At 49.0% G+C, this 24,869-nt stretch carries 12 protein-coding genes; 2 read left to right on the forward strand and 10 right to left on the reverse strand.

Annotation, left to right across the window (positions count from 1 at the left end; genetic code table 11):
• Positions 1 to 28: 28 nt before the first annotated feature.
• The 5 genes from AAC022_RS14200 to AAC022_RS14220 form a co-directional block, all read right to left on the reverse strand.
• Positions 29 to 1,552, reverse strand: a complete 1,524-nt coding sequence (locus AAC022_RS14200; protein WP_339731909.1) for a mercuric reductase — start codon at positions 1,550 to 1,552, stop codon at positions 29 to 31.
• A 32-nt stretch (positions 1,553 to 1,584) separates the two neighbouring features.
• On the reverse strand, positions 1,585 to 2,370 hold the full coding sequence (locus AAC022_RS14205; RefSeq protein ID WP_339731911.1) for a TVP38/TMEM64 family protein: 786 nt from the start codon (positions 2,368 to 2,370) through the stop codon (positions 1,585 to 1,587).
• Positions 2,371 to 2,490: 120 nt separating this feature from the next.
• Positions 2,491 to 4,185, reverse strand: a complete 1,695-nt coding sequence (gene rho, locus AAC022_RS14210) for a transcription termination factor Rho (protein ID WP_339731913.1) — start codon at positions 4,183 to 4,185, stop codon at positions 2,491 to 2,493.
• Between the two features lie 1,179 nt (positions 4,186 to 5,364).
• Positions 5,365 to 6,213, reverse strand: coding sequence for a M48 family metalloprotease (locus tag AAC022_RS14215; protein ID WP_339731915.1), 849 nt, complete (start codon positions 6,211 to 6,213; stop codon positions 5,365 to 5,367).
• A gap of 109 nt (positions 6,214 to 6,322) precedes the next feature.
• Complete coding sequence (locus AAC022_RS14220) at positions 6,323 to 12,964, reverse strand: ThuA domain-containing protein (protein WP_339731917.1); 6,642 nt, start codon at positions 12,962 to 12,964, stop codon at positions 6,323 to 6,325.
• Between the two features lie 318 nt (positions 12,965 to 13,282).
• Between AAC022_RS14220 and AAC022_RS14225 the strand changes: the two genes are divergently transcribed.
• A complete protein-coding gene (locus AAC022_RS14225) occupies positions 13,283 to 14,770 on the forward strand; it encodes a sulfatase (RefSeq protein ID WP_339731918.1) in 1,488 nt (495 codons plus the stop codon).
• Between the two features lie 162 nt (positions 14,771 to 14,932).
• On the forward strand, positions 14,933 to 19,378 hold the full coding sequence (locus tag AAC022_RS14230) for an amidohydrolase family protein (RefSeq protein WP_339731919.1): 4,446 nt from the start codon (positions 14,933 to 14,935) through the stop codon (positions 19,376 to 19,378).
• 9 nt (positions 19,379 to 19,387) lie between these two features.
• Here AAC022_RS14230 and AAC022_RS14235 read toward each other — a convergent pair whose 3' ends face one another.
• The 5 genes from AAC022_RS14235 to AAC022_RS14255 form a co-directional block, all read right to left on the reverse strand.
• Complete coding sequence (locus tag AAC022_RS14235; protein ID WP_339731921.1) at positions 19,388 to 20,329, reverse strand: thioredoxin family protein; 942 nt, start codon at positions 20,327 to 20,329, stop codon at positions 19,388 to 19,390.
• A 260-nt stretch (positions 20,330 to 20,589) separates the two neighbouring features.
• Positions 20,590 to 21,177: an aminodeoxychorismate/anthranilate synthase component II gene (locus AAC022_RS14240; RefSeq protein WP_339731923.1), complete on the reverse strand. Its 588-nt coding sequence runs from the start codon at positions 21,175 to 21,177 to the stop codon at positions 20,590 to 20,592.
• A gap of 24 nt (positions 21,178 to 21,201) precedes the next feature.
• Positions 21,202 to 22,701 (reverse strand): aminodeoxychorismate synthase component I, encoded by a 1,500-nt coding sequence (pabB, locus tag AAC022_RS14245; RefSeq protein ID WP_339731924.1) that lies wholly within the window; start codon positions 22,699 to 22,701, stop codon positions 21,202 to 21,204.
• 97 nt (positions 22,702 to 22,798) lie between these two features.
• Positions 22,799 to 24,211: a DUF6513 domain-containing protein gene (locus tag AAC022_RS14250; protein WP_339731926.1), complete on the reverse strand. Its 1,413-nt coding sequence runs from the start codon at positions 24,209 to 24,211 to the stop codon at positions 22,799 to 22,801.
• A 35-nt stretch (positions 24,212 to 24,246) separates the two neighbouring features.
• Positions 24,247 to 24,591, reverse strand: a complete 345-nt coding sequence (locus tag AAC022_RS14255; protein ID WP_339731928.1) for a 4a-hydroxytetrahydrobiopterin dehydratase — start codon at positions 24,589 to 24,591, stop codon at positions 24,247 to 24,249.
• Between the last annotated feature and the right edge of the window lie 278 nt (positions 24,592 to 24,869).

Genomic DNA, 24,869 nt, shown 5'->3' on the forward strand with positions numbered 1-24,869 from the left:
TCACGGGTTTCAAAGGCGTAAGCTGATGTTATCGAGTCCACTTCAGCCATTTTGCGAACACATTTTTAATCAACGGGCTGAGGCGAGTCCGATTAAACTGATCTCCAATTTTTCGGATGGCGTCCGCCTGAGTTGGATAAGGGTGAATGACGCTGGCCAGTTTTTTGAGCCCCATCCCGGATTTCATCGCCACAGTAATTTCAGAGATGAGATCACCTGCATGAGCGGCAACGATGGTCGCGCCTAAAATTCGATCTGTGCCCTGTTTGGTATGGATTTTGACAAAGCCGTTGGTTTCTCCATCCAGAATCGCCCTGTCAACGCCGCTGAATTCCTGAACGAAGGTTTGAATGGCGATATTCGTTTCATTTGCTTCATGCTCATACAGTCCGACGTGTGCAATTTCCGGATCAGTATAGGTACACCAGGGGATTAAGAGTTGGCTGGTTTTACTCCAGCCTTTGAATAACGCATTTCCAATCACAATTCGTGCCTGGAAATCGGCACTGTGCGTGAACTGATAACGAGAGCAGATATCTCCTGCACTATAGATCGCGGGATTGGATGTCTGCAGATAATCGTTTACGGCGACGCCGTGTCGTTCATCGTATGTCACACCGGCGTTTTCCAGGTTGAGTCCCTGGACATTGGGCGCGCGTCCTGCAGCGATCAGGATTTCATCGACATCCAGTTGGATGTGCTCGTTTCCCGATTGAATGGTGAGCTGCTTGCCTTGCTCGGTCTTGTTGGCTCCGGTTGTTTTGGCGCTCAGGATGATTTTAATACCATCCGTTTCCAGTTGCTGGTGAATGATCTGGGCTGCGTCACGGTCTTCGCGTGGCAGGATTTGAGCATGCGATTGCAGCAGAGTCACTTCGGAACCCAGGCGGGCGAACGTTTGTGCTAATTCACATCCAATGGGGCCCGCTCCGATCACGGCGAGTCGTTTGGGAATCTCAGTCAGTGAGAAGACACTTTCATTGGTGAGATAACCAGCCTGCTTTATCCCTTCAATGTTGGGGACAGCAGCCCGGGCACCAGTGGCGATGACGGCCCGTTTAAAATTAAATTTCTGGTCGTTGACTTCGATTGTATTCTGGTTGATGAATTTGCCATCGCCAATAAATACATCAACACCCAGATCTTTGAATCGTTGTGCGGAATCGTGAACACTGATTTCGGAACGGAGCTTTCGCATTCGTTCCATCACCTGGCTGAAATTGACGGAGACGTCTGCCTGATTGACTTCGATTCCAAACTGGTTTGATTTTAAGGCGGCATGTGCTGCTTTGGCCGAGCGGATCATGGCTTTGGAAGGGACACAACCTGTATTCAGACAGTCTCCCCCCATCAGGTGTCGTTCGATCAGTGCAACTTTTGCTCCCAGTCCTGCGGCGCCGGCTGCCGTGACAAGGCCCGCTGTTCCAGCGCCAATGACAACCAGGTTATAACGTCCTGCAGGTTGGGGATTGACCCAGTCTGGGGGGTGGACGTGTTCGACCAGTTGCTGGTTAAATTGATCGGGTGGTGTCACCTGGATTGAATCGGGCATGACAGTCTCTCACGATGGGAGTCGTTGATCGATCAGGAACGACTTTGAATTCGATTGACGATTTTTTTTATAAGCAGAGGAAACGTACCGAGAAGGATAAAGGCGATGATCAATTGAGGAGTCAAAATTCCTTTGGCACCCTGTTCTGATAGTTCCTGTAGTGTCGGGACACTGGTGCCGGCATAAATGAAGACAGCGGTTCCAGCAAGCATGCCGATCTGGCTGACCCACCAAAAGGTCCAGGCCCGAATGGTGGTCAGGCCCATCAAGACGTTGATCAGAAAAAAAGGAAATGCGGGCACGAGTCGCAGGATGAAAAGGTAGAAGGCGCCCTCTTTTTCAAACTGCTGATTGATTACCGCGAAGCGTTCTCCATAGCGTGATTGGATCGCAGACCGAAACAGATAGCGGCTCATTAAAAAAGCGAGTGTGGCCCCTGCTGTCGAAGAAAAACTGACGAGTAGTAAGCCTTTCCAGAAACCGAAAAACCAGCCATAAGTTAATGTCAGCGGTACGGCACCCGGAAGTGACAGCCCCGTGATGCTGGTGTAGATCAGGAACGCAATCAGGTAGATTGCTATCGGGTGCTGCTCTGAGAAGAGTCTCCAGTTCGTTTCCTGGGTCGCCAGATATTTGAGAGTCAGAACGTCTCGAAAATTAAAATAAGCCAGACTAATGATTCCGACCAGTAGCAGAAACGTTGCCAGTCGGAGCCAGGTTCCTGTTTGAGAGACGCGACTCTCTGTGACGGAAACAGGTCCCACGTCTTCTGATTCAGTTTGCTCAGGAAGATGTGTCTCTGAATCAGCGCTGGTCACTAAAGAAATCCTTTTCTTAAATGGAGCAATAGATTGAATGCGCTATTTTACGGAGTGTCCTCGTCAGCTTGGAATATATCTCTTCTTTCGAATCAGTTATGTGAAACAGCTTACACCGTGTTAAAGAATCGCCCGGATTTTTTCCAGAAACTCTCTGTTCGTCGGGAATTTCTTGAGTGTGCTGCTGAGCTGTTCCATCGCTTCGACAGGGTTTAATGAAATCAGGCTTCTGCGGAGCATCGTAACGCCTTCGAGAACATCGGGGGCCAGAATTTTTTCTTCACGCCGGGTTCCGGACTGAGTGATGTCAATCGAGGGGAAAATACGGCGGTCGGACAGTTCCCGACTGAGAACCATTTCCATGTTGCCGGTTCCTTTGAATTCCTGGAAGATGACTTCGTCCATGCGGCTGCCGGTGTCAATCAGTGCGGTTCCCAGCACAGTCAGGGAGCCCCCTTCATCAAAGCGGCGTGCGGTTCCAAACATCTTTTTGGGAATATCCATCGCTTTGACATCCAGACCACCACTCATGGTACGTCCGGTGTTTCCGACCCATTTATTGAAAGCACGTGCGGTTCGCGTGATACTGTCCAGTAGGATGAAAGCATCTTCTCCTGCTTCAGCCAGACGTTTGCCACGTTCAAAAATGAGCTGGCTTGTGCGCACATGGCTTTCGACATCCCGGTCCATCGATGAGGAGATGACTTCGCCTTTAATCGAGCGTTCCATTTCCGTGACTTCTTCAGGACGTTCATCAATCAACAAAACCATTAGGCGAATTTCGGGATGATTTTTACTGACCGCATCAGCGATGTCCTGCAGGAGCATTGTCTTTCCGGTTCGAGGGGGCGCAACCACAAGTGCTCTTTGACCTTTGCCGATCGGAGTGAGCAGGTCCATAATGCGCATTGTGATTGGCATAGGACCTGTTTCAAGTGTGATCTGTTCGAAGGGGTTGATGGGAGTCAGTTCCTCGAAGCATTTGATTTTCAGATATTCTTCGATTGTTCGACCATCAATTGTTTCAATACTCTTGAGTCGTGGTCCCTGCCCTCTTGTGCCGGGGCCAACTTCTCCTCGAATTAAAATCCCTTCGCGGAGATTGTGTTTTTCGATCAGGGAACTGGAAACAAATGCATCCGAGTCCTGTGCTTTGTAATTGGATTTAGGGTCTCGGATAAAGCCGTAAGCTTTGGGGTGAAGTTCCAGAACCCCTTCAATAGTTCCAGAGATATTTTCATTGGCTGCGGACGATGTGGATCGTGGTCTTCGGGATTGTTGTGTTCGTCCTCCAGCAGCACCTCCAGTGCGAGATCGGCCGCCGCCACCGCCGCCACCACCACCGCCTCTGTTATTATTCGCGCGGCCTCGATTTCCTCCACCTCCCTGGCGTGCCTGGTTTTGTCCCTGGGCATTATTGGTGGTATTGGCATTATTAGTAGTGTTGGTGCCGTCGGGTTTTCTTCTGCGCCGTCTTCTGCGTCGATTACCGCCTGTTTTTTCAGATCGGTCGCCATCACTTCGTTCTGAGTTATCTTCGCTTACGGATTCAGCAGGATTGTCTGACATACTTTCGTGTTCTCTTTCAGGTTCTGCTTCACTCTTGGATGAATGAGAGTTTTCGAATAGTTCGAGATTTTCTTCTGCTTTGCGATGGTATTCGTCCTGCAGAGCATCTGATTCGTTTTTTTCAAAAGTGTCTTCTGTTGTAGAGGGTTCCTCTGTTGCAGAGGGTTCCACTTTTTTTCGTGTCTTCGTTGTTCTTCGACGTGTTGGTTTGGGTTTGTCAGAAGTGTCAGAACTTTTAGCAGCCATACAGAAGCACCAAATGATTTAAATATTGTAACGGATTAGTTTGAGATATAACTACGGCATGAACGTGTCACGGAGTGACCGACCAGATGATTCAAGCTTCGGATCATTGTCAACGCGGAGCCTGCAATGATGCTTGAATGCTGCTGGCATACAACTGAACGTGCCGATTCTTAATTCAGCGGAAATCCGACAAGCGCCTATGATATAGATCAGGGCTGGTCTTAATCTCATGAAGAAAGATTTACACAGTGGGATAATTCGCCCGATCTTGGACTCGACCCTCATGGCCTGCTTATCCCAGTAATTAGGACTATCGCTTCTGAAATATCAAAGAGATTGAGTCCAGGCATCGAGAACAATGCGAATTAAAAAGCTTGTTGACGAATGCCGCTTCTTGAGTGATCGTCTTGCCGAGATCCTTTCAGGCAAAAATTATGTGTCAAAAACTGATACTAGAAATTCAATCGTATCGCATGAGTTCCGTCAACCGCTAAATGGTTGTTAATTAAGGAACTTTTAAATGTTTTAGTGAGCGTGGGGGCTTTCATTTTTTGAATTCCATTCCGATTTCTGGCCTAAGCTAAAAAGAGGGAAAGCCCGAAAATAAACTCACTTTATTTTCATCAAAAATAAAAAACTTCAAGCAAGAAATCTGCCGATTAACGAAGTTGAAAACCAGGATGCGGCTTGGTTATTTGCAACTGGTTCAGATACTTGAATACCCTTCAGTGCACGCGTGAAAGAGAAAAATACTTTCAAGCAATAAGCGACGCCCAAAGGAATTCAGGAGTCATGCTGTTGAGGAACTAATACCTCGCTGGAAACGACTCAACTTACTTTAAAGCCAATGTTAGTGACCAGTCAAATTAAATTACTGATCTCAGGAAAACGATCTCAAAAAGCGGGAGAGATCCTCATTTGAAAAACGGCTTGCTAGAGATCGTTTAGTTCTTAGTGTTTATCAAAACCATCTCAGAGCGTCAATACTAATTGTATTGCAAGCACGTTCTACCGACATAATAGCTTATCCCTGAACAAAGTCAATTGACTATCATAAATCTATCGGATGTTTTGTTCAGTCAGTTTATTCTATCTGAATTGAAATGTCGAGAATCATAATAAATGGGTCAGTTTTCCGGTTTTCTGGAGTTCACACAAATGGCTTCAAAGTCCTCAATCCTATGGTTCTAAATGGGACAAAGTATCTGAAGAATAGGAACGTTGAATTAAAGCTTTGATGCGTTCGATTCGGTTTCCCGGGTCGGGATGGGTGCTGAATATTTCCGGCTGCCGGCCTGTGCCTGCAGATCGTTTGAGGATTTTCATGACGCCAATCATGGCATACGGGTCATAGCCGGCCTTAACCATGATTTCGACTCCCCAGCGGTCGGATTCCAATTCATCGTTTCTACCATATTTCATATTCACCATCGAACCAACCATTCGCGCCAGTTGCGCGCTGTTGGCATCTCCGCCCGCAACACCAGCCGCCCCTACTAATCCCTGGGTCAACTGCTGCTTTGCCATATGTTGTGCCCCGTGACGGGAAAGCACATGCCCTATTTCATGCCCCAATACTCCCGCCAACTGCCCTTCTGTTTCAAGCTGCTGGTAGAGTGCTGCTGTGATGAAAATCTGGCCCCCCGGTAATGCAAACGCATTGATGACCTGATCGTCATTGAGCAAATGAAAATCAAAACGATAAGGATTCTGACGCCCTTGTTTTTTTAAGGCGTTATTTAAGCTTTGTAGCAATCGTTGTCCCACACGATCTACGTAAGCCTGGGCTTGTTGGTCCGGGTGCTCTCCATGGTGCCGTTGAATGATTGTCGGCATTGCCTGGAGCCCTAATGCGATTTCCTGCTGTTCGGTCAGTGCGACCTGTTGTGTCTCGCCGGTAATTTCATTGACGTCGGCCTTCATGAGATAGGAAATGAACGAAAATAGAGCGATTCCAGCCGCAATGACCAGACGCATTTTGAATGAGGAATTTCGTGATCCGTGAACTGTTCGGATATAGCGAGGCATGGTTCTCAAATCCTGGGAAAACTAAATAGACCGTATCTTATCTGAAATAATAGCAAACTCTTGGTCAAAGACACCTGATCTTTTTTTAGGATTTGTGAAAATGAGAATTTCAGTTCCGGCTGAATGTGCGTGGCTGCTCATTCAGGCTTTGAATAAACTGCCAGATCGCATGAAATTGCTGGTTAGCATCGCCTTCAAGGATGGTCGATATTTTTGTGGTTTTCCCATCTGTAGAGAGTTTTGGCATTTTGGTTGAGATGTCAAATCTTGGGGGATCCAGTACAAAACGGCGGTAATAATCGTCATGCAGCCGTTCTTTGATATGCACAAAATTGATCCCCAACGCAATTTTTGTTTTAGCATCGCCTAAGGGAAGTTCGTCGCCGACTCCATGGCATTGACGGCAATCGAGTGCCGTTTTTGTGGTGAGTTGATTTCCCAAGGTCAGCGTCTGTGGTGGGACCGATGGTTTTTCTTCGGAGACTTTTTGCGCTGATGTTGCGGCGATTCCATGTTCGGCTGCCATACCTGATGCCAGAAAAGATGCATGTGCCGGGAAGTGCGGCATTCTTGATTTGAGCCAGGGCCGCGGTTTCCAGGAGAGGTGTCCTGCTAGAAATGCTGCTGACCAATCCGATTTCAGTTTTTCTCCTGCCCAGGTCAAACTGGGCAGCGGTTCGGGGAGCAATCCGGAATCCCCTTCTTCGACCACGATCAGGCTGCGCGGGCTTTGCGCAGAGTCACGATTGTGGCAGGCGGCACAATTTAATTGCCGCATCCATCGTGCAGAAACCTCCGGGCGACTATGACGCGTCAGGGAATCGGTATCTTTCTTTAGAATGGCCTGGATTGCCGCTTGCTCTTGATGGGAAAGCGGAAAATGAGGAACTTGAGAATTTGGTTCTCGCAGCGCAGACAGGCAGCCCTTTGAAAGTGAATTTGATAATAAAGGAATACGCTTGGGGGACGCCGCTACTTGTGATGTGCCTGACAAGGTGCCATGGCAGTTGACACAACCAAGCGTCTCGTAATAGAGCTGGTGCCCCCGTTTGGCTGATCCGTCAGGCAGCAGCATGGAGTTTTGAATCTTTCCCTTTGAGCCGTTGATTAAATAAGCAGACAGCGTCTGAGCTTCTTGATGTGTTAATTTGAAGTCGGGCATCCGGCTCCATTGATTGTGCTGATGTGGAGTTCGTAGGAAACGGGTTAATTGTGAGAGGCTGAACTTTCTTTTGATCCGTGCGAGTGAGTGTCTTTGATATTCATCGTCTTCAGGTGAAACAAATAAGTGATGGCAGCTGATGCATCCCAGTTCTTCATACTGTTGTGCCCCTGCTTCAATCAATGAATCCGTCTCTGATGAAAGTCTGTTTTCGGCATTCACTGATTCCGAAAAGGCTGGCTTCGGGGCTTGCGAAACAAACCAGGCGGTCAGGTCGGCTGCCTGCTGTTTTGCCAGCTTGGAATTGGGGTCGCCGAGCATCGCCGGCATGTTTGAGTGTTCGCGTAAGCTGTGAGGATCCAATAACCAGTGAAACAGCCAGCGTTTGCTGACACGATTACCAATATTTACCAGGTTCGGAGCGGATTGATTCAAATCCGGCATCGCAGTCGTCTGTAATCGGTTCGTTGTTCTTTGAGAAGCAGAAACGAGTAACGGATCGATTTTGTTCGGCAGCGAGTGGCAGGCGAGGCATTTATAGTGCGCAATTAATTCACGTCCCTGACGAAGTTGCTGCATACTGACGAGCTGTGGGTGATTGCTCATATGGCTCAAGACGCTGGGGAGAATTGGCTCGGCGGCAAACGTTTCACCACTCCACAGCAGACGCAGATTGGCATTCCCATCTGCTGTGCTCTGATAGTTTAGCTGGATTTGGTTGAACCCCTTGTTGAGCGTGACGGTCACCGGAGCCAATTTCGAGAAATCATCACTCTCAATATTCAGAGTTGGCTGTTGATTGATTTTCAAGTGGGCAGCCCCGAATCCTTCCAGGCTCATTTGATACCGTCCCGACAGGGGAACGCGAAGATAACCTTCGGCCGTCGCGGAAAAAATGCCTGGTTTCAAAAAAGGAGTGGCTGGTTCAGAGTCGGAAACGGAAAGCGCAATCATTCTGCCAGTCCGGGCGTCGGTCATTGGTGAATCTGAAGCAGGGTTTTGGCTGAAGCTCCAGAGAACTCCTGGTTTTAAATGTTTCTTTTGCTCAGCAGTGAGCAAGTCGTTGGTCTGACGACGGGCTAAAATGCCGGGATCTATTTTTTGCGACGAGACAGAGTTGATTGTATGATAGTAGGTTTGTTTCACTTCCGTCCCTGATTGGGAAGTCAGGTGATAAGTGATGCCCATCTGCATTACTGGTTTGACGCTGGCGAGTTCCAGAAACACAGTCCGCTGATCCTGTAAGAGTGTGGCGGACAAAATTTCGACTTCGTCACGTCCCTCTGTTTGGGGAGCTGAAACTTTGAATTCCGGAGAACCATATTTTTCTGACCATAAATAATTCCATTGTTCAATCGCGTACTGATTGGGATTTTCTGCTGCGTCTCGATCCAGTGGATTGGTGAATGTGAGCGCGATACCGTTTTGCATGGTTTTGACAGCGATGGGTAAATCAATCGGTTTTCCTGTATAGCGAACGCGCTGCAGGCAACCATCCTGTACGGCGTTGGTAACCCAGCCTTTCAAGCCGCTGACATAAAGCTGACCGTCTTCGGGACTGAATCGCCCGCGCATGATTCCCGATTCAAATTCCAGCGGCAGTGTTAGCGTGCCACCCTGTGATTGGCCATTGATTATTTCACGTAGCGTGAGCAGGATTTTACTCTGACCATAAGAAAGATGTAATAACTGGCCTTTGAGCGGCCCCCACTCATCGCTGGTCGCCCAGACCTGTCCGCCGCTGGAGTTGTCTTGTAAGCGGGGAATCCAGCATAGCGGCGGATCATAACCCAAGGGGCGATCGTCGGTGATTTTCGGGCCGCCGTAGCCGTAATATCCTCCGGGCTTGACTTCCGCAATATTCGAAGCGGGAGTCCAGGTTCCCTCCTGAGGGGAAGCGGTGATGATATTTCCCGGGCCCATTCCCATTCCGTTTGGGTTACGAAATCCAGAAGCGATGACGTTGAGCTTTCGGCCATCTCGGGTGATTTGCATAACCCCTTTTTGTGCGTGCATGAGATAAAAATTGCCGAAGGAATCCGTTTCGAGGCAGGTCACGTAATCATGTCCGCCGACCGATGTGGGAATCATGTTATTGAAGCATTCATAGAAGTCGGCTTCTCCATCCCGGTTTTGATCATGCAGACGCGTGACCTGGTCTCTGCCCAGTACATAGATCTGATTATCGACCACTTTGAGACCCAAAGGCTGGAACAGTCCTGTCGCAAACCGTTTCCATTTCAGTTCCTGCAGATCGTCGTCGATTCCTGATACCAGCCAGACGTCTCCGTGGACTGTGGAGACGGCTAGGTCTCCGTTGTCGAGAAAGTCGTGCCCGCTGATAAAAAACAGGGCTTTAAAAGGGTTTTGATGGGGGATGGTGATCGTGTCAACGACATAAGCGGACTGCTCCTTCCCCAGTGTCCCTTTGGTGACGAGGGTTTCTTTCCAATGCGGAGGGCCGGGAATCAGATAGGGTTGTAGTGAGGGGGATGCATCCCGTAGTTCGGGGGCAGCGGGCTTCGCATTCTGTGTGGGACTGGTTTGGTAATAGATCGTAAAGTGTTGTGTTACGGTTCTGGGGGGAATGACAAATGTCGCCGTTGACGTTTCTTTGTTACTGTTCTCGATGGTCGCGCGAATCGAGTCCCAGCCGGTGCAGCCGATAAACAGGGAACTGTTTTTATCGGTCGCAGCAAACACATTGGGGTGGTCTGCCAATGGTTGAACCTGTTTGGCATTGGCAAGATTTAGTTTCAACGTCTGAGTACCGGGGCCGATTTCAAACGTACGCGTGAAATAGGAGCGGTCGTCTGATTTGAGGAACCAGGGGGATTCAAAAACAGTCGTTTCTCCCACACGGTATTCCAGAGTGACACGATTCTGTTGCACGTGGGAGCCCAGGAATTGACAGGGTAGTTCCTGATCCCAGCCGGGACCTTCCTGCGTTGAAAAAAGCATGTTTCCAACCGGGGATGGGGCTTTGATCAAGCCAAACCGTTCGGGTGAAGGTTTCAGGAAACCGTCCGTCCAGATGCCGCGCACTTTGCAATGTTGAGTGTCGTAGCAGATGGTGCCTTCTTCGTGCTCCCCGACGCGAATCGAGAGCCCTTTTTTTACTGGCCCGGTGGGCAGTGGTACAGAACTGCCCAGCCACTTGCCGATATCGGTTTGCTGCCAGCGATTATCGTCGGTCGCGCTGACCGGCTGAGAAAAGCCGACTGACTCCGCGCCCCAGTGGTCTTTTTTTTTAGTGTTGGCGGAGGTTTTCTGCGAGACCGCGGTTTTGCTCACAATGGGAACCGGTTTGCCGGAAACCTGGTCCTGTGTTTGCTTCTCTTTTGTCAGTGCATCAAATGCAAATAGATAGAGTGCCTGACTGTCGGTTTTATTGGGGGCTGTCGGCACCAGGGTAAAGTCACGCAGACCTTTTGAAAGGCGAACGTCATCGATCAATCCATCGGATCCAATTCGATTTTCAACTAAGCCTCCAATACGCAGATTTCCCGAGAGGGAAGCGGTTGGTTTTCGTGAAGGAAGTGCGGAATCAAGCTCCTGTTTTCCATCGACGAATAGTCGCAGACGATTCTGTTCCAAGACCATTCCGACATAATGCCATTTCTGATCGCAGAGATCGATTTTGGTTTTATACTCGCCCCCCTGCCCTGGCAGGTAAACGCTGAAGTAGCCACTACGGGCATAGGAATACATTTCCCAATGTGCTGCAGAAGATTTTTCTTCCGATGCGAGAAATACATTAAAACCATCTTTTTGACTCAGCTTGACCCAGCAGTCGGCACTCAGAGGAAGCGACAGAGATTTCGGTTTCGACGAAATCAAGATGGTTCCGGCGTTGGTGTTCAGGGCGTTTCCCCATTTTCCCGGTAGCAGAACCGCACTTTGCTTTGTGCTGGCGGGGGCTGGTTGAGGTCGTTCGAATTCGTGAATGGGTCGCTGGGCCGCCCAGGCGGTGGCGCGGCGTAAGATTTCACAGGCTTCATAAGTGTCATACGTTTTCTCGCTATGCCCCAGTAAGGTCTGGAAGATGCGTCCTGTTCCATAATGGTACGTCCAGGCCAGCGGCTCGTTTCGTTTCGTCACTTTCGATTTTGCGGAAATCAAAGGTTCCACAGGTTCTGTCCCATCTTGTCGAAAGTAGAGCTCATCGGTAACGGGGAACGTTTTTAAGTTGTGAGTCAACGGATGTGTGTCATCTGTAACCTGGACTTCAAAATTTCCGAAAGCATCATGACCGCTTTTGGCCTCTCCTGTTCCATGATGGTTCCAGACGCGGCGTACGATTTTGCGATATTCAGGCCAGTCTGATTCCCCTGCTTTGGGGAGTGAGAAATTGAATGCGCCATTGGCAAAATGAATCAGAACCAGACCACCACCGTTCTGAAGATAATTCATATAGGCGGTGCGCGAAGCACTGCTTAATGGAGTGCCGTCGTGCCAGTTCGTGTAGTTTTGCACGATGACTTGATAGTCATTCAGTGTTTTTTTCGAGAGATCTTCGATCTCATGGGAAATATCGACTTTGATCCGCGGGTCTTTTTCCAGGAGCTGTTTGATCACCGGCGTCGTTTTTTTCCAGTTATGCCAGGCGTGGGCTTCGTTTCCGGCGAACATCAGCACTCGAATGGGGCGGTCATCCACAATCGCGGGCTCTGATCCTTTGATACCAGCGAGCGCTGACGTGATTTCCGCGTGTGTGTAATAGCGGGCTTGGACACCGGTTTCAGGCACTTCGACGTTCGCGGTCCAGGCGATGGCATTCAATATGAATTTTCGAAAGGCAGCATTTTGCCAGTTATCGTAATAGTGTCCGCAGGTCGTACCGAAGCCGCGACCTCCATTCTTGCGTTCTTTGGCCCAGGCAACGACATTACCGTTGTCTTTCCGCCCCTTTAATTCCGCGACTTCAAACAGCGGTGTTAATTTGGGATCGTCGGCTTGAAAACGAAGATTAAAATAGAATTCTTCACGCAGATCGAAATCTTTGACGCCTCGACAAGTGGGATGTTCCGGATGGATGAGGTGAACCGGCGCTTTGATCGTTTTAATGGCCGAGTACCAGCGTCTGAGTCCATTTTCCTCCCAGTCAAAGTAACCGCCCGACCAATCCTGGATCTGTGTTGCATATTTGTCGGGAGCGAACGTGGAAAAATGGAATGTGAGAAAACCACAGCCGCGATCGACCTGGCGTTGGATCTGCTGTAAATGTTCTGCATTACCAAAGTGAGGTGCTTCGGCAAACTTGTTTCCGTCCCGTCCATCCGAAATGACCATGATGGTATCGGCATCATTGAGTGTGCTGGGGTCTTCCGGCCAGCCATCCAGATGATATTCCACGCGCACGTTGTCTTTCACATTGGAATTATCCAGCATGACTTTCAGCAGTTTGACTGACCAGGGGTAATCGTGAATTCCATTGCCTGTCGGGCCATGACTCTTGGGCCCGGCAATCAGGACGATCTTGCGCTGTGTTGCAGCGGACTTCTTCTGGGGGGAATCGGCTGCTTGCAGTGGGACATAACACAGAAAAGCAAGGCAGAGCATTGTGTAAAAATGAGCGACGTATTTCACAATCAGGTTTCCTCTGGCGCACTGGAAATATTTGAGGGTAGGAAATGCTGGCATGGGAACATTTACTATTAATATTGGAAGGACTGTTGGTACCAAGGTTTCAATATTAGCGATGTGTAAAAGAAAAAACTGCTCAGCAATCGGCTTTTTTCGAATTCTGCTGAAAGTGGATTCAGATTCCTCAGTAAGAAATAGTTTATTCACTCCATAGTACAATCAGCCGAATAGGAATTGCGAGAAGTCTTTTGATCGTTCATGATAGGAACACTGTTTCACAATATTGACTGATTCCGAATTTCTTCTTTCCCGGGATTTCTAATGAAGAACAAATGCGCTTGTTTACTGATTCTGTTTATGCTGGCACCACTGTCGGAATTGCAATCTGCTGAGAAAAAACAGACAGCCAAACCAAATATTCTGGTAATTCTCTGTGATGACCTGGGGTACGGAGATCTTGCCTGCTACGGGCATCCGCAGATTAAAACACCTCATCTTGACCAGTTGGCATCAGAGGGAATGCGGTTCACTGACTGTTATGCGAGTGCGCCTGTCTGTTCTCCTTCCCGGGCCGGCCTGTTGACGGGGCGGACTCCCAATCGTCTGGGCGTCTATGACTGGATTCCTGAAGGGCATCCGATGCATCTGAAACGGGAAGAAATCACGATCGCCCAACTGTTGCAGCAGGCGGGTTATGATACGGCCCATGTGGGGAAATGGCACTGTAATGGCATGTTCAATTCTAAAACGCAGCCGCAACCGGGGGATCATGGTTTTCAACACTGGTTTAGTACACAGAACAACGCCCTGCCCACTCATGAGAATCCCAACAATTTCGTGCGCAATGGAAAACCAGTGGGCGAGATCGAAGGATTTTCCTGTCAGATTGTTGCCGATGAAGGCATTCACTGGTTGAAAGAAGGGAGAGATCAAGAAAAACCGTTTTTCCTGCATGTCTGCTTTCATGAGCCGCATGAGCGTGTGGCCTCCCCGCCAGAGCTGGTCAAACAATATCTCGACAAAAGTCTGTATGAGGATCAGGCACAGTATTTTGCGAACGTCGCTAATATGGATGCCGCCGTCGGGAAGTTAATGAAAACTCTGGATGATTTGAATATGGCAGAGAACACGTTTGTGTTTTTCACTTCCGACAACGGCCCCGAGACGTTGAATCGTTATGGGAAAGGTTCTCGACGTTCTTGGGGATCGCCGGGAGTGCTCCGCGGGATGAAATTACACATTTATGAAGGGGGCATTCGTGTTCCCGGAATTATTCGCTGGCCCGGACGGATTACGGCAGGACAGGAAAACAAGACTCCCATTTCCAGCGTGGATCTGCTGCCTACATTTTGTGAGTTGGCAGATGTGCCGGCCCCTCAAAATCGCGCCCTGGATGGCACGAGTCTGCTGCCTTTGTTTACCGGGAAAGATTTACAGAGAACCACACCTCTGTTCTGGAACTATTATCGCGCCAACAGCACACCCCGCGTCGCGATGCGTGAAGGAGACTGGAAAGTCGTCGCACACTGGAGTGGGCCGGAAGGAGTTATCCCGTTGGGAAGCAATGTCAATTCGATCTCACAAGAGTATATTAAAAACGCAAAGCTGACCAAATTTGAGCTTTATGATTTGAAGCACGATATCAGCGAGCAGCATAATCTGGCCTGGCAGGAGCGGGATCGATTGAACGGTTTGAAAAAGCAGCTGATTCAAAAATACATGGCTGTCCAGAAAGAGGGACCGGTCTGGGATACGAAAACCTACGAGCAGAGTCGTGAAAAGCGACTGTTTGGAAGGCCGGCGAAATAACCGGATAGCGAGGTCATTTTAAGGGCGATTGCATTCTCTGTTTCCCTGAGGATCTGACTGATTCCCTATTCTCAACGACTAAGTGGGCTGTTACAGTAAAGCTTCGCTAATCGTTACCACCTTTGTATTTGACGCAGTCTTTATAAAATAAATGGAACAGTCATGCACTATTTCCGTCTCTTTAGTTTGTTGCTTCTGATCTGCATTTCTGCTTTTTCACAAAAAGCGTGGGCGCAAGCCGAACGAAACGTGGGTTTTTCAGTCAACGCGTATGCTCTGACAGGTGCTAAGGTCGTGACCAGGCCGGGGACGGTTTTGGAGAATGCGACGGTTTTGATTCGAGATGGTTTGATTGAAGCGGTCGGCCCCGATCTGAAAATTCCTGCTGATGCAGAAAAAATTGATTGTCAGGGGTTGCTGATTTATGCCGGTTTCATTGATGCCGCTTCGGGTAGTCTGATTAATAAAGAGGTGAAAGTACCTAAAGTAAATGGGAGAAAGGTCGACTTCGGTCGGCACGCTTTGGCGGCAACGCGGCCCGATAATCGAAATTATCTCAGTCCAGAGTTTCATGCGAGTCGGGCGGTATTAGAAAAGAAAAACAGTTTTGCGAATCATCAGAAAGCCGGTTTTACTTCCGTGCATCTGCTCCCTCAGGGAAAAATTGCCAGCGGTCAGGGAACTCTGATCTCGACCAGCGAATTTCCTGTGAGGGAATCGACGTTGGTCGAATCGACAATGGGTTCGTTCCGATTGTATCCACCTAAAGGTAACGTCTATCCAAGTACCTTGATGGGAGCGATGGCACATCTCAGACAATCGTTTTTGGACACACTGCACTACGAGCAGCATTGGGGCTTGTACCAGGATCAGTCTGCCTTTATTAAGCGTCCGCCGACAGATCCGACTTATACCGCTTTGCTGGACATCCTGCATGGGAAAAAAATTCCTGTGTTTACAGCAAGCAAACGCGACGAAATTTTACGAACACTTGATCTGTGTCACGAATTTCAAATTAAGCCGGTGATCCTGGGAGGCGCGGAAGCGCATCTTTGTCTGGATCGATTAAAGACTGAATCGCGTGGCGTGATCTTTCAACTGAATTTTCCTGAAAAGCCTAAGGTCGAAGAGAAAAAAGAAAGTGAAAAACTTTCAGATGAATTGCCTGACCCGCTGCGCGTCCAACAGGAAAAACTGAAGCTCTGGAAAGCACGCATTCAGGGTGTGAAAATGCTGGCTGACAGTGGTTTGCCGGTCGCTGTCGCTTCAGAGTCATTAAAGAATCAAGCTGCTGATCTGCTATCACAATTACGAATTGTTGTGAAAGAAGGAGTCCCCGCAGATCTGGGACTTCGCCTGTTAACGGCGGACGCGGCCAAGCTTTTGGGGATTGAGCAACGGCTGGGGACAATTGAAAAAGGAAAACTGGCACATCTTGTCGTGATGTCCGCGCCCTGGGAAAAGAGTGAGTCCAAGGTACGTTATCTGTTTGTAGATGGTGCCAAGTTTGATTTTAAAGAAAAGACGAAATCAGACAAAGAGAAAACGAAGAAATCAGATTCTCCTCAGAAGAAACAACCCGCAGGCATCGATTTAGCCGGCGAATGGGGTGTCGAAATTCAGTCGGCACAGGGGAAAGTCATCGGCCAGCTGCATCTCTCGCAGGACAAAGAATCATTGCGAGGAACGTTTTCCAGTGAAAAAGGGGACGGCAAAGTCTCCTCGGGAAAAATCGAGAAAGAACAATTTTCCTTCACGGTTGCGATCGGAGCGGGCGAGCATTCGATCGAGCTGCAATTTAAAGGAGCAGTCTTAAAGACAGATCTGAAACCTGAGAAAATATCGGGGAAATTAAAGTCGGCGTTTGGCACGGAAACCAGTTGGTCTGCGATTCGTAAAGCAGAGCAGCTTCAGTCAGCACCGGCCAATCCAATTCAACTATCCCTTGAAGGGGATGAGGAAATGGATGAGCCTGCTACGGGTGTCTTGGTTGCGGAAAAACCAGATACGAAACAAGGTCCCAAGGAAAAAATCGACTATCACAAATTCAATACCGAACTGGAATCAGACCGTGTCCGGCGATTTCTGAAAACAAATGGAAATCTGCTGCTCAAAAACGGGACCGTGATTACCGTGACGGGAGAAACATTAAAGCAGACATCGATTCTGGTGAAACAGGGGGAAATTGCTGCGATCGGAAACGACTTAAAAGTCCCTGCAGGTACGACTGAGATCGATATCGCAGGTCTCTATGTGATGCCCGGCATCATTGATACGCACAGCCATATCATGATTACGGAAGGGATTAATGAAGCGACGCAGTCGATCGTGCCTGAGGTGCGAGTTAAGGATGTGGTGAATACATCCGATTCGTCTGAATACCGGGCACTCGCCGGCGGTGTGACCGCAGCTCGATTGTTCCATGGTTCTGCGAATGTGATTGGCGGCCAGGATGCGGTCGTCAAATTAAAGCACGGTACAACAGCCCGCGAACATATCCTGCATGATGCCCCTCAGGGGGTCAAATTTGCGCTCGGCGAAAATGTCAAGTACCGAACCTCTCGTTTCCCGAATACCAGAATGGGCGTTGAAGCCACTTTGCAGCGGGCGTTTATGGAAGCTGTTGATTATCGCCGTCAGTGGCAGGAATATGAGAAGTTACAAAAAAAGAATCCCGATCAAAAGCGACTGCCTCCACGACGCGATCTGCGACTGGAAGCGCTGGCTGATATTGTGAATCATGAAAAGTTCATTCATTCGCATTGCTATCGGGCTGACGAAATTCTGATGCTGCTCCGCGTGGCCTCGCATCTGGGGATTCGCGTCTGGTCGCTGCAGCACGTGCTGGAAGGTTACAAGATTGCCCCGGAGATTTTAGCGCATGGCGCCAGTTGCAGTACGTTTTCGGACTGGTGGGCTTACAAAATCGAGGCTTTCGATGCGGTGCCTTATAATGCGGCTTTATTAAATGAAGCAGGAATCAATACCGTCATTAAAAGTGACGACTGGGAACTGATTCGACATTTATATCTCGAAGCCGCCAAAACGGTCCGCTATGGGAATATGTCGTTTGGTGATGCGTTGCGTACGATTACGATTAATCCCGCGCGTGAGCTGGGTCTGGATCAGCAGATGGGATCGATTGAGATTGGTAAAGACGCCGATTTCGCGATTTTCAGCGGCCATCCGTTGAACGCCTTTTCCCGTTGTGAAATGACGATCATCGAGGGAGAAGTTTACTTTGACCGAAAGCAACAGCCCACAGCAATGTCAGAGGCTTCAGAGCGTCGTTCTGCTGCGCCCGCTGTTGAAATTGCACAACGGGCAGTCAAGCCGTTTCCACTGCCTGCCGGTGATCTGAAAGAGTTCGCGATTATCGGGGCAACACTGCACCCGGTCGACGGAGACGATATTGCCGCGGGCACGATTGTGATCAAGGGGCAAAAGATACACTATGTTGGTCCTGCCAAACAACTGGCGAAAACCATGCCTGTCATTGATGCCAAAGGGCTGCACGTTTATCCGGGTATGATTGATACCGGATCGACTCTCGGACTGACGGAAATTGATAAGGTCCGTGAAACACACGATTATTCAGAAAGTGGTGATCTGCAACCCGATTTACGGACCGGTGTCGCCATCAATCCCGATTCCGAACTGTTTCCGGTAGCGCGAGCGGGGGGAATTACGAGTGTGCTGGTCGTTCCGCGAGCTGGTTTAATTTCAGGGCAATCGTCCCTGGTTCAGACAGCAGGCTGGACCGCTCCCGAGATGGTGATGGATCTCGAAGCAGGCTTACAAATTAACTGGAGCACGAAAAAAGAACGTCAGCAGGAACTGAAAGACTTCCTGAAGCAGGCACGCCTGTATCAAAAACTGAAACAACAGACGAAAAAAAATGGATTGAGCAGCCCGGTTGCTGATCCTCGCTTTGAAGCATTAGAACCTTACCTTAATCGAAAGAAACCAGTTTTTATCGAAGCGAATTCACGCAAGGAAATCGCTGGTGCCCTGCTCTTTGCAGAAGAGGAAAAACTACGGATTGCGATTACGGGTGGTACAGATGCCTGGAAGCTGGCGAAGGAACTGAAGACCAGGAAAGTCCCTGTGATCGTTGGGCCTGTGATGCGACGTCCCCAGGAAAATTACGATCCCTTTGATGCACCCTATGCCAACCCGGGGCATCTTTATGATGCGGGGGTCCCATTCTGTATTCGTTCGAATAGCGCCTGGAACTCGCGAAATACTCCTTTCGAAGCTTCAATGGCGGTTGCCTATGGCTTGCCTGAACAGGCAGCACTGCGAGCGGTCACTCTCTCTGCGGCTGAAATCCTGGGGGTCGAAAAACAGGTTGGCTCACTCACCGAAGGAAAACTGGCGAACCTGATCATTTCTGATGGATCTCCCTTGCAGCACACGTCTCATATCAAAGCCGTTTGCGTGGGAGGAAAGTTATTACCACCAGAAAGTAAACAGACTCGCTTGTATCAGCGTTACCGAGGTCGACTGCAGCAAATTCAAAAAGCATCTAACGGCAAATCGCCGGGATCACTGCCTTTGGAAACAAAGAAAACAGAGCCTGCGAAGAAACCAGCTAACACAAAATAACGATTCGCATCAGCGTAAGACAGCCTTTTTGCTCAGCTTGAATTTGAGCACATGCATGGTGCGACTGAAACGGTCCGGATTCTTTTTGAATTCTTCGCGAGACTCGATGTCGACGAATAAAAAGAGGTTCTGATCGTAGTAGGCACCGTATTTTGTATTTCCCGGAATCGCACGGTCCTTTTTGTTGAGGATGACGGGGTCGCAGCCTAACAGTTGTGGGGCATAACGTCCGGGGTCATTCTTAAAGAGTTCCAGTTCCGTTCGGCTGGACAGCAGGTACGTAATTCCCTGGTAAGGCCAGCTCAATTCTTCCTGACCCTTATTCCATTTACGGTCTCGTGTCAAAGAAACAGGACTATATCCTTCCAGACCAATTTTTGAAGGCATGCGGGCGACGTATGTCTTTTGTTCTGTGGGAGGCCTGATGTCATCAGTCGTTTCAAATTGCTCCTGGCTGTTTTTTCGCGGCATCAATTCCTGTTTGCTGTTTCGCGCCATATAAACACGGCGGTCGTTTTCGTAACGTGAAGCGCCTCGCCCTAAAAAACTCAAATACTCGTTTTGGGGCTGCATTCCGTCAACACGTTTGATGATTGTCCCGGTAGGAGTTAACAGGATATCACTGGGCAGGGAGCGTACATTAAATCGACTTACAAGCTGCTGGTTTTCATCACTGTCAATTTTGACGGCGATGATCCGTTTCCCAAACTGATTCTTAACGGCTTGTGTGTTTAATACCGTCCGGTCCATTTGATGACAGGGGCCACACCAGGATGCATGGAAATGTAATAAGAGGGGGAGGTCTTTATCCTGCGCCTGCTTTTGAGCAGCGCGAAAATCATGCATCCATTCACCAGCCAGAGACTGATTGATCGACATCACGATCAGAGAGAACGTGATTGTCATAATCGATAAAGTTTGTTTGTTTGAATTCTGTCTGATTAAATGCATGCAAGTGCCCCCGCAAATCGTTTTAAATACCTGAACGCGGTCGCGTTCAGGCAGGCTGATTTCAGATTCATGAATGCTCTGATATCTTCTTTGTTTATCGGTTGGATGGGGGTAGGTTATTGTGAAGTATTACACAGGAATCGAAATGGGAGGTGAGGATTTGAAAAAAACAGGGCATCATCACGGAGGTGTTTGATTCAGAAATAGTAAACTTGAACCAGATTCACTAACCGGACCGTTTGAATTCAGCAATCAGCGTCTTACTTTTGGGGAGAGTGGGCAGGAACAAAGGAGAGGAAGCTTTCAATTAATGTGAGGCCGCATTCCGTTAAGATCGATTCGGGATGAAATTGTACACCGAACAGGGGCGCTGTTTTGTGTTCTATTGCCATGGGAATTCCGTCTGCTGTTCTGGCTGTAATTTGCAGTTCTGGAGCAAGAGTGGTTTCGTCAATGATCAAAGAGTGATAACGAGTGGCATCAAATGGATTAGGCAGTTTAGATAGCAGCCGGGAGTTTTGATGATGAATTGGCGAGGTTTGGCCGTGAACCGGCCGGGGGGCTTTGATGATTTTACCCCCCAAGCTGGCAGCGATCGCCTGATGCCCGAGACAGACGCCGAGGATGGGGATTCGATTTTCAAAGTGTCGGATCAGATCCTGACTGAGGCCTGCTTCCTCGGGAGTACAAGGTCCGGGGGAAAGCACCAATGCAGCCGGGTTTAGTTCGTCTGCTTGACTCAATGTGAGTTGATCATTTCGGATGACGCGCGTTTGTTGTCCCAACTCTTCAAAATAGCGAGCGAGATTGAACACGAAACTGTCATAGTTATCAATAATCAGGATCATGATGTTGTTTCTGAGTACGGTAGGTTAGGTTTGCAGTGCAGAAATCATTCCCGCCGCCTTGTGCAACGTTTCTTCGTATTCCAGTCGTGGCTGGCTCTGTGCAATGATGCCTCCTCCGACGGGAAATTGCACCCACCCATTTTTGATCGTGAATGTACGAATCAGAATATTGCTGTCAAATTCACCATTCAAACCGGCATAAAACAGGCTGCCACAATAGGGGCCACGAACCGTGGGCTCCAGTTCCGCGATGATTTCCATCGAACGCACTTTTGGAGCACCCGTGATGGAACCGCCGGGAAAGGAAGCTGCCAGTAAGTCCCAGACCGTGTTTTCCGGCTTGAGTTGTCCTCTGACTTCCGAAACCAGATGTTGCACGGTTTCATAAGTTTCGACTTCACAGAGATGCGGAACATGAATCGAACCTGCTTGACAGACCCGAGATAGATCATTCCGCAGCAAATCTACAATCATCACATTTTCCGCTTGATCTTTTTCACTTTCACGCAGTTCATCGCGTGTTAACAGATCGGCTTCGGGAACATACTTCCTGCGGCGAGTCCCTTTGATCGGGCGCGTTTCGACTTCGTTATCCGAAACATTCAGGAAACGTTCGGGAGACGCACTCACAACGGCCCAGTCGTCCCAGCCAAAATAGCCAGCGAACGGAGCGGCGTTTTTCGAACGCAAATTCAGATACAGTTCAGCGGGATGTCTGGTATTGGGGCTCAGCAAGCGTTGCGAGAAATTGGTCTGAAAAATATCGCCGGCATAGATGTACTCGATGATCCGTTCAATCTGATTCAAGAACTGAGGTTTGCTGAAATTACTCAGTATCTCTTCGTTCCCTTCAACTGGAAACACGGGAGAGAGTTGATCGAGTTGTAGTCGGTCTGTTTGTGCAAATGTACTTCGAGAAATCGCCGTCAGTCGGTCTTGTCTGTTCAATTCGGCGGTATCGATTCGCGCTTTGATGTCGTTCAAGCGTTGGGTAGCCCGATCCAGGCTCTGTGTTTCCAGATTATGATCGAATCCCTGAACGATGAGCCACGCGCGATCTTGATTGTGATCCCAGGCAATGACCCAGTCATAAAATCCGACCGCTAAATCAGGAAGTTGAAATTCATCAAAGAGGGCACGGGCGAAATGTTCCCAGCTGCGACCCAATTCGTAGGACAACAAGCCGGCAAATCCACCTTGGAACGGAGGCAGCCCCGGAACAGAATCGACTGAATGCGCCGCGTGAATTTGTCGCATCTCTTCAAAGGGATCGACCGAAAACTGCGCATGCTGGATTTGAAATCGTTTCAGCGGCGTCGACATCAGGTAGGAAAAACGACCCAAAGTGGAACTCTGTCTGGCACTGTCTAATACTAACAGGCGCTCATCACCTGAGAATTCCAGAAAGAGTTGTTCCAGATCCGGACAGGGTAGAATCTCTTCTACAAGCGGGAGTGGATTTGTAGCTTGCCTCCCCTGCTCCTGGGATAGATGAGAGAGATCCTGAGATACGTTTCCAGACATGGTAGATCGATTTCACACTAAAACGTGTTGCGAACACACGGGACTTCATCGCAATGAACGGGCCGAGTATAACATAAGTCAGATGGTTAAGGAATCATCAGCGAGGCCCACATTGTGGTTCCTCACCCTGTTGGCGTCTGCGTTCCTGAGCACTAACTTCGGCCTGAGTCAAGAATCCCCAGTTTAATGGCTGGTCTTGCTGATATTGCTTGCCCAACGTCAACGCTGTCATCGCTTTACACATCTCATATCCCAGGTAAAAGGCGTGCGATGCGTCCAGATCTTTGGGGTTGGCTGCCTGGAACTGATCAAATAATTCATAAGGATCGGTGCCTTTCCAGTATCCATCCCGATTCATGACGTGTAATTCATTCTGTTCTGCGAAGATGCGATAACTCGGGTCTCGAATTTGTTGAGACAGGTTTTGTAATGCATCCTGCCCCAGTTCTTTGAGTTTGGGGTCTCTAAGCATGACGAGCTGGTAATGAATATGCTTTGGCAGTGATTTATTATCAATCGCATATTTGACCAGTCTGCGTGCGTGATCAAATTCCTTGATGGCACTTTGTGCCCAGTTAATGACTTCCGTTGCCAGCACGCTATGGATTCGAAGTTCCTGACAAACCGCCGCGAGCACAACATTCATGCCCGCGGTGTCGACTTCTGTCAATTCGGTCAGATTGCCGATGCCCATCATGATTTCGACGTCGGGAAACTCTTTGCGTGCCCGATAATAACGTTCCAGCGAAGCGGTGAAGCCGTAGCCGATTGGTTCCAGAATGGGGTCCATTCGAAACGGGGTATCTGAGCGATCCAGTTGCTCCACGATGTCACTCAGGGAATCAAAATCACTGGGAAGATCCGGGATCGCGACGACTTCGACACCCAGTTTGGAGACCCAGTCGAGATTGGAGTGATTGCAACTCAGGACGAGTTCGGCTCCGTTTTTGACCGCCGCCTCTACTTCTGCCCGATCAAAACTATCAATCGAGACACGGTGTCCTGCCTCGACGAGCATTCGCACGATCTCCCCTGCCCGGTTCCAGCTTTCGCCGGGAACACAGCCAACGTCAATCAGATCGGCGCCGTTTTGGCGGTAATGTTCTGCTTGCTGCAAAATCTCAGCATCAGATAAAAAGGGCGCGTGGTTGATTTCTGCCAGGATCTCAATATCGAACTGCGAGAGGTCTTTCGGTGGTTTTCCCTCTTGGCCAAAATATTCCGGGAGATCGAAATGATCTTTGGGCCCTCGTTTAAACGGGAGCTCAAAATGGTCCGTGAGCACCTGGAGATCGCCTCTACATAAACCGGGCAGCATCACCCAGTCGATTCCCTCAGGGACAGTGAGTCTGCGTTTGATCAGGGGCACATGCAACAAAGCGGCTACTTGAACATTCAAAACGCAGATTTCGTACTCGAAACCAACCTGGGGCGCGATTTTTTCCAGAATTTCGCGCAACGAATATTCAGCCAGCCTGCCGGTTACAAACAGGATGCGTTCCTGTTTCATCGATGGTCTTTCTTCAACGTTGTGTCCCGTCCTGATTAGTGAACCCAGTTTTTAGGAAATCCATCGAGGGCTGTGTTTTCTTCAGGCAACCAGGTCACAGTCTCTTCAATCTTTTGCGCCAAAGCGGTGTCTTTGGTTGTGATCGCTTTAACGCGGTGTGTCTGAAGTTTGACGGTAACCGCCGCATATGCCACGTTTAAGTCGGGGTGATGCCAACCGGCTTCTGCGAGATAGCCAATTGTATTGACCAGCATCAGGGTATGAGGCCAGCCGGGAGTGGCGTATTTTCTTCTCAACCAACCGTCACGAAGTTCCCATTCCGAATACGTGTTCAGAAATTCCTGGATTTGTTCTTCTGATAGAACCTGATCTTCTGTCATGGTAACCTCTCTGTGATTGATCACTTTTACAGGACTTAAAATTGAAATCAGGGCGGCATAAAGTCGATAGTAGCTATAGCCCAACTGTAATGAATTTGAGCAAGTAATTAAATGGCGGGGACTTCTCTAATTTCATAACAACCTTAAGAATTCGTATGGGTTCAAACGTCACTAACTCTATAAATCACAACGATTAAGTGCAAAAAAATGACTACCCCTTGGTGGTCGGATAGAGTAGAATAGAAGCATTGAGGTTGGGCTTTTTTTATGACAGGCTC

The organism is uncultured Gimesia sp., from assembly GCF_963976445.1.
GTDB lineage: Bacteria > Planctomycetota > Planctomycetia > Planctomycetales > Planctomycetaceae > Gimesia.

What these genes read in the sequence shown, in the direction of transcription:
- AAC022_RS14250 (WP_339731926.1), bottom strand. Translation starts at nt 24,211, where the DNA reads ATGAAACAGGAACGCATCCTGTTTGTAACCGGCAGGCTGGCTGAATAT.
- pabB (WP_339731924.1), bottom strand. Translation starts at nt 22,701, where the DNA reads ATGTCTGGAAACGTATCTCAGGATCTCTCTCATCTATCCCAGGAGCAG.
- AAC022_RS14225 (WP_339731918.1), top strand. Translation starts at nt 13,283, where the DNA reads ATGAAGAACAAATGCGCTTGTTTACTGATTCTGTTTATGCTGGCACCA.
- AAC022_RS14215 (WP_339731915.1), bottom strand. Translation starts at nt 6,213, where the DNA reads ATGCCTCGCTATATCCGAACAGTTCACGGATCACGAAATTCCTCATTC.
- rho (WP_339731913.1), bottom strand. Translation starts at nt 4,185, where the DNA reads ATGGCTGCTAAAAGTTCTGACACTTCTGACAAACCCAAACCAACACGT.
- AAC022_RS14230 (WP_339731919.1), top strand. Translation starts at nt 14,933, where the DNA reads ATGCACTATTTCCGTCTCTTTAGTTTGTTGCTTCTGATCTGCATTTCT.
- AAC022_RS14240 (WP_339731923.1), bottom strand. Translation starts at nt 21,177, where the DNA reads ATGATCCTGATTATTGATAACTATGACAGTTTCGTGTTCAATCTCGCT.
- AAC022_RS14235 (WP_339731921.1), bottom strand. Translation starts at nt 20,329, where the DNA reads ATGCATTTAATCAGACAGAATTCAAACAAACAAACTTTATCGATTATG.
- AAC022_RS14255 (WP_339731928.1), bottom strand. Translation starts at nt 24,591, where the DNA reads ATGACAGAAGATCAGGTTCTATCAGAAGAACAAATCCAGGAATTTCTG.
- AAC022_RS14200 (WP_339731909.1), bottom strand. Translation starts at nt 1,552, where the DNA reads ATGCCCGATTCAATCCAGGTGACACCACCCGATCAATTTAACCAGCAA.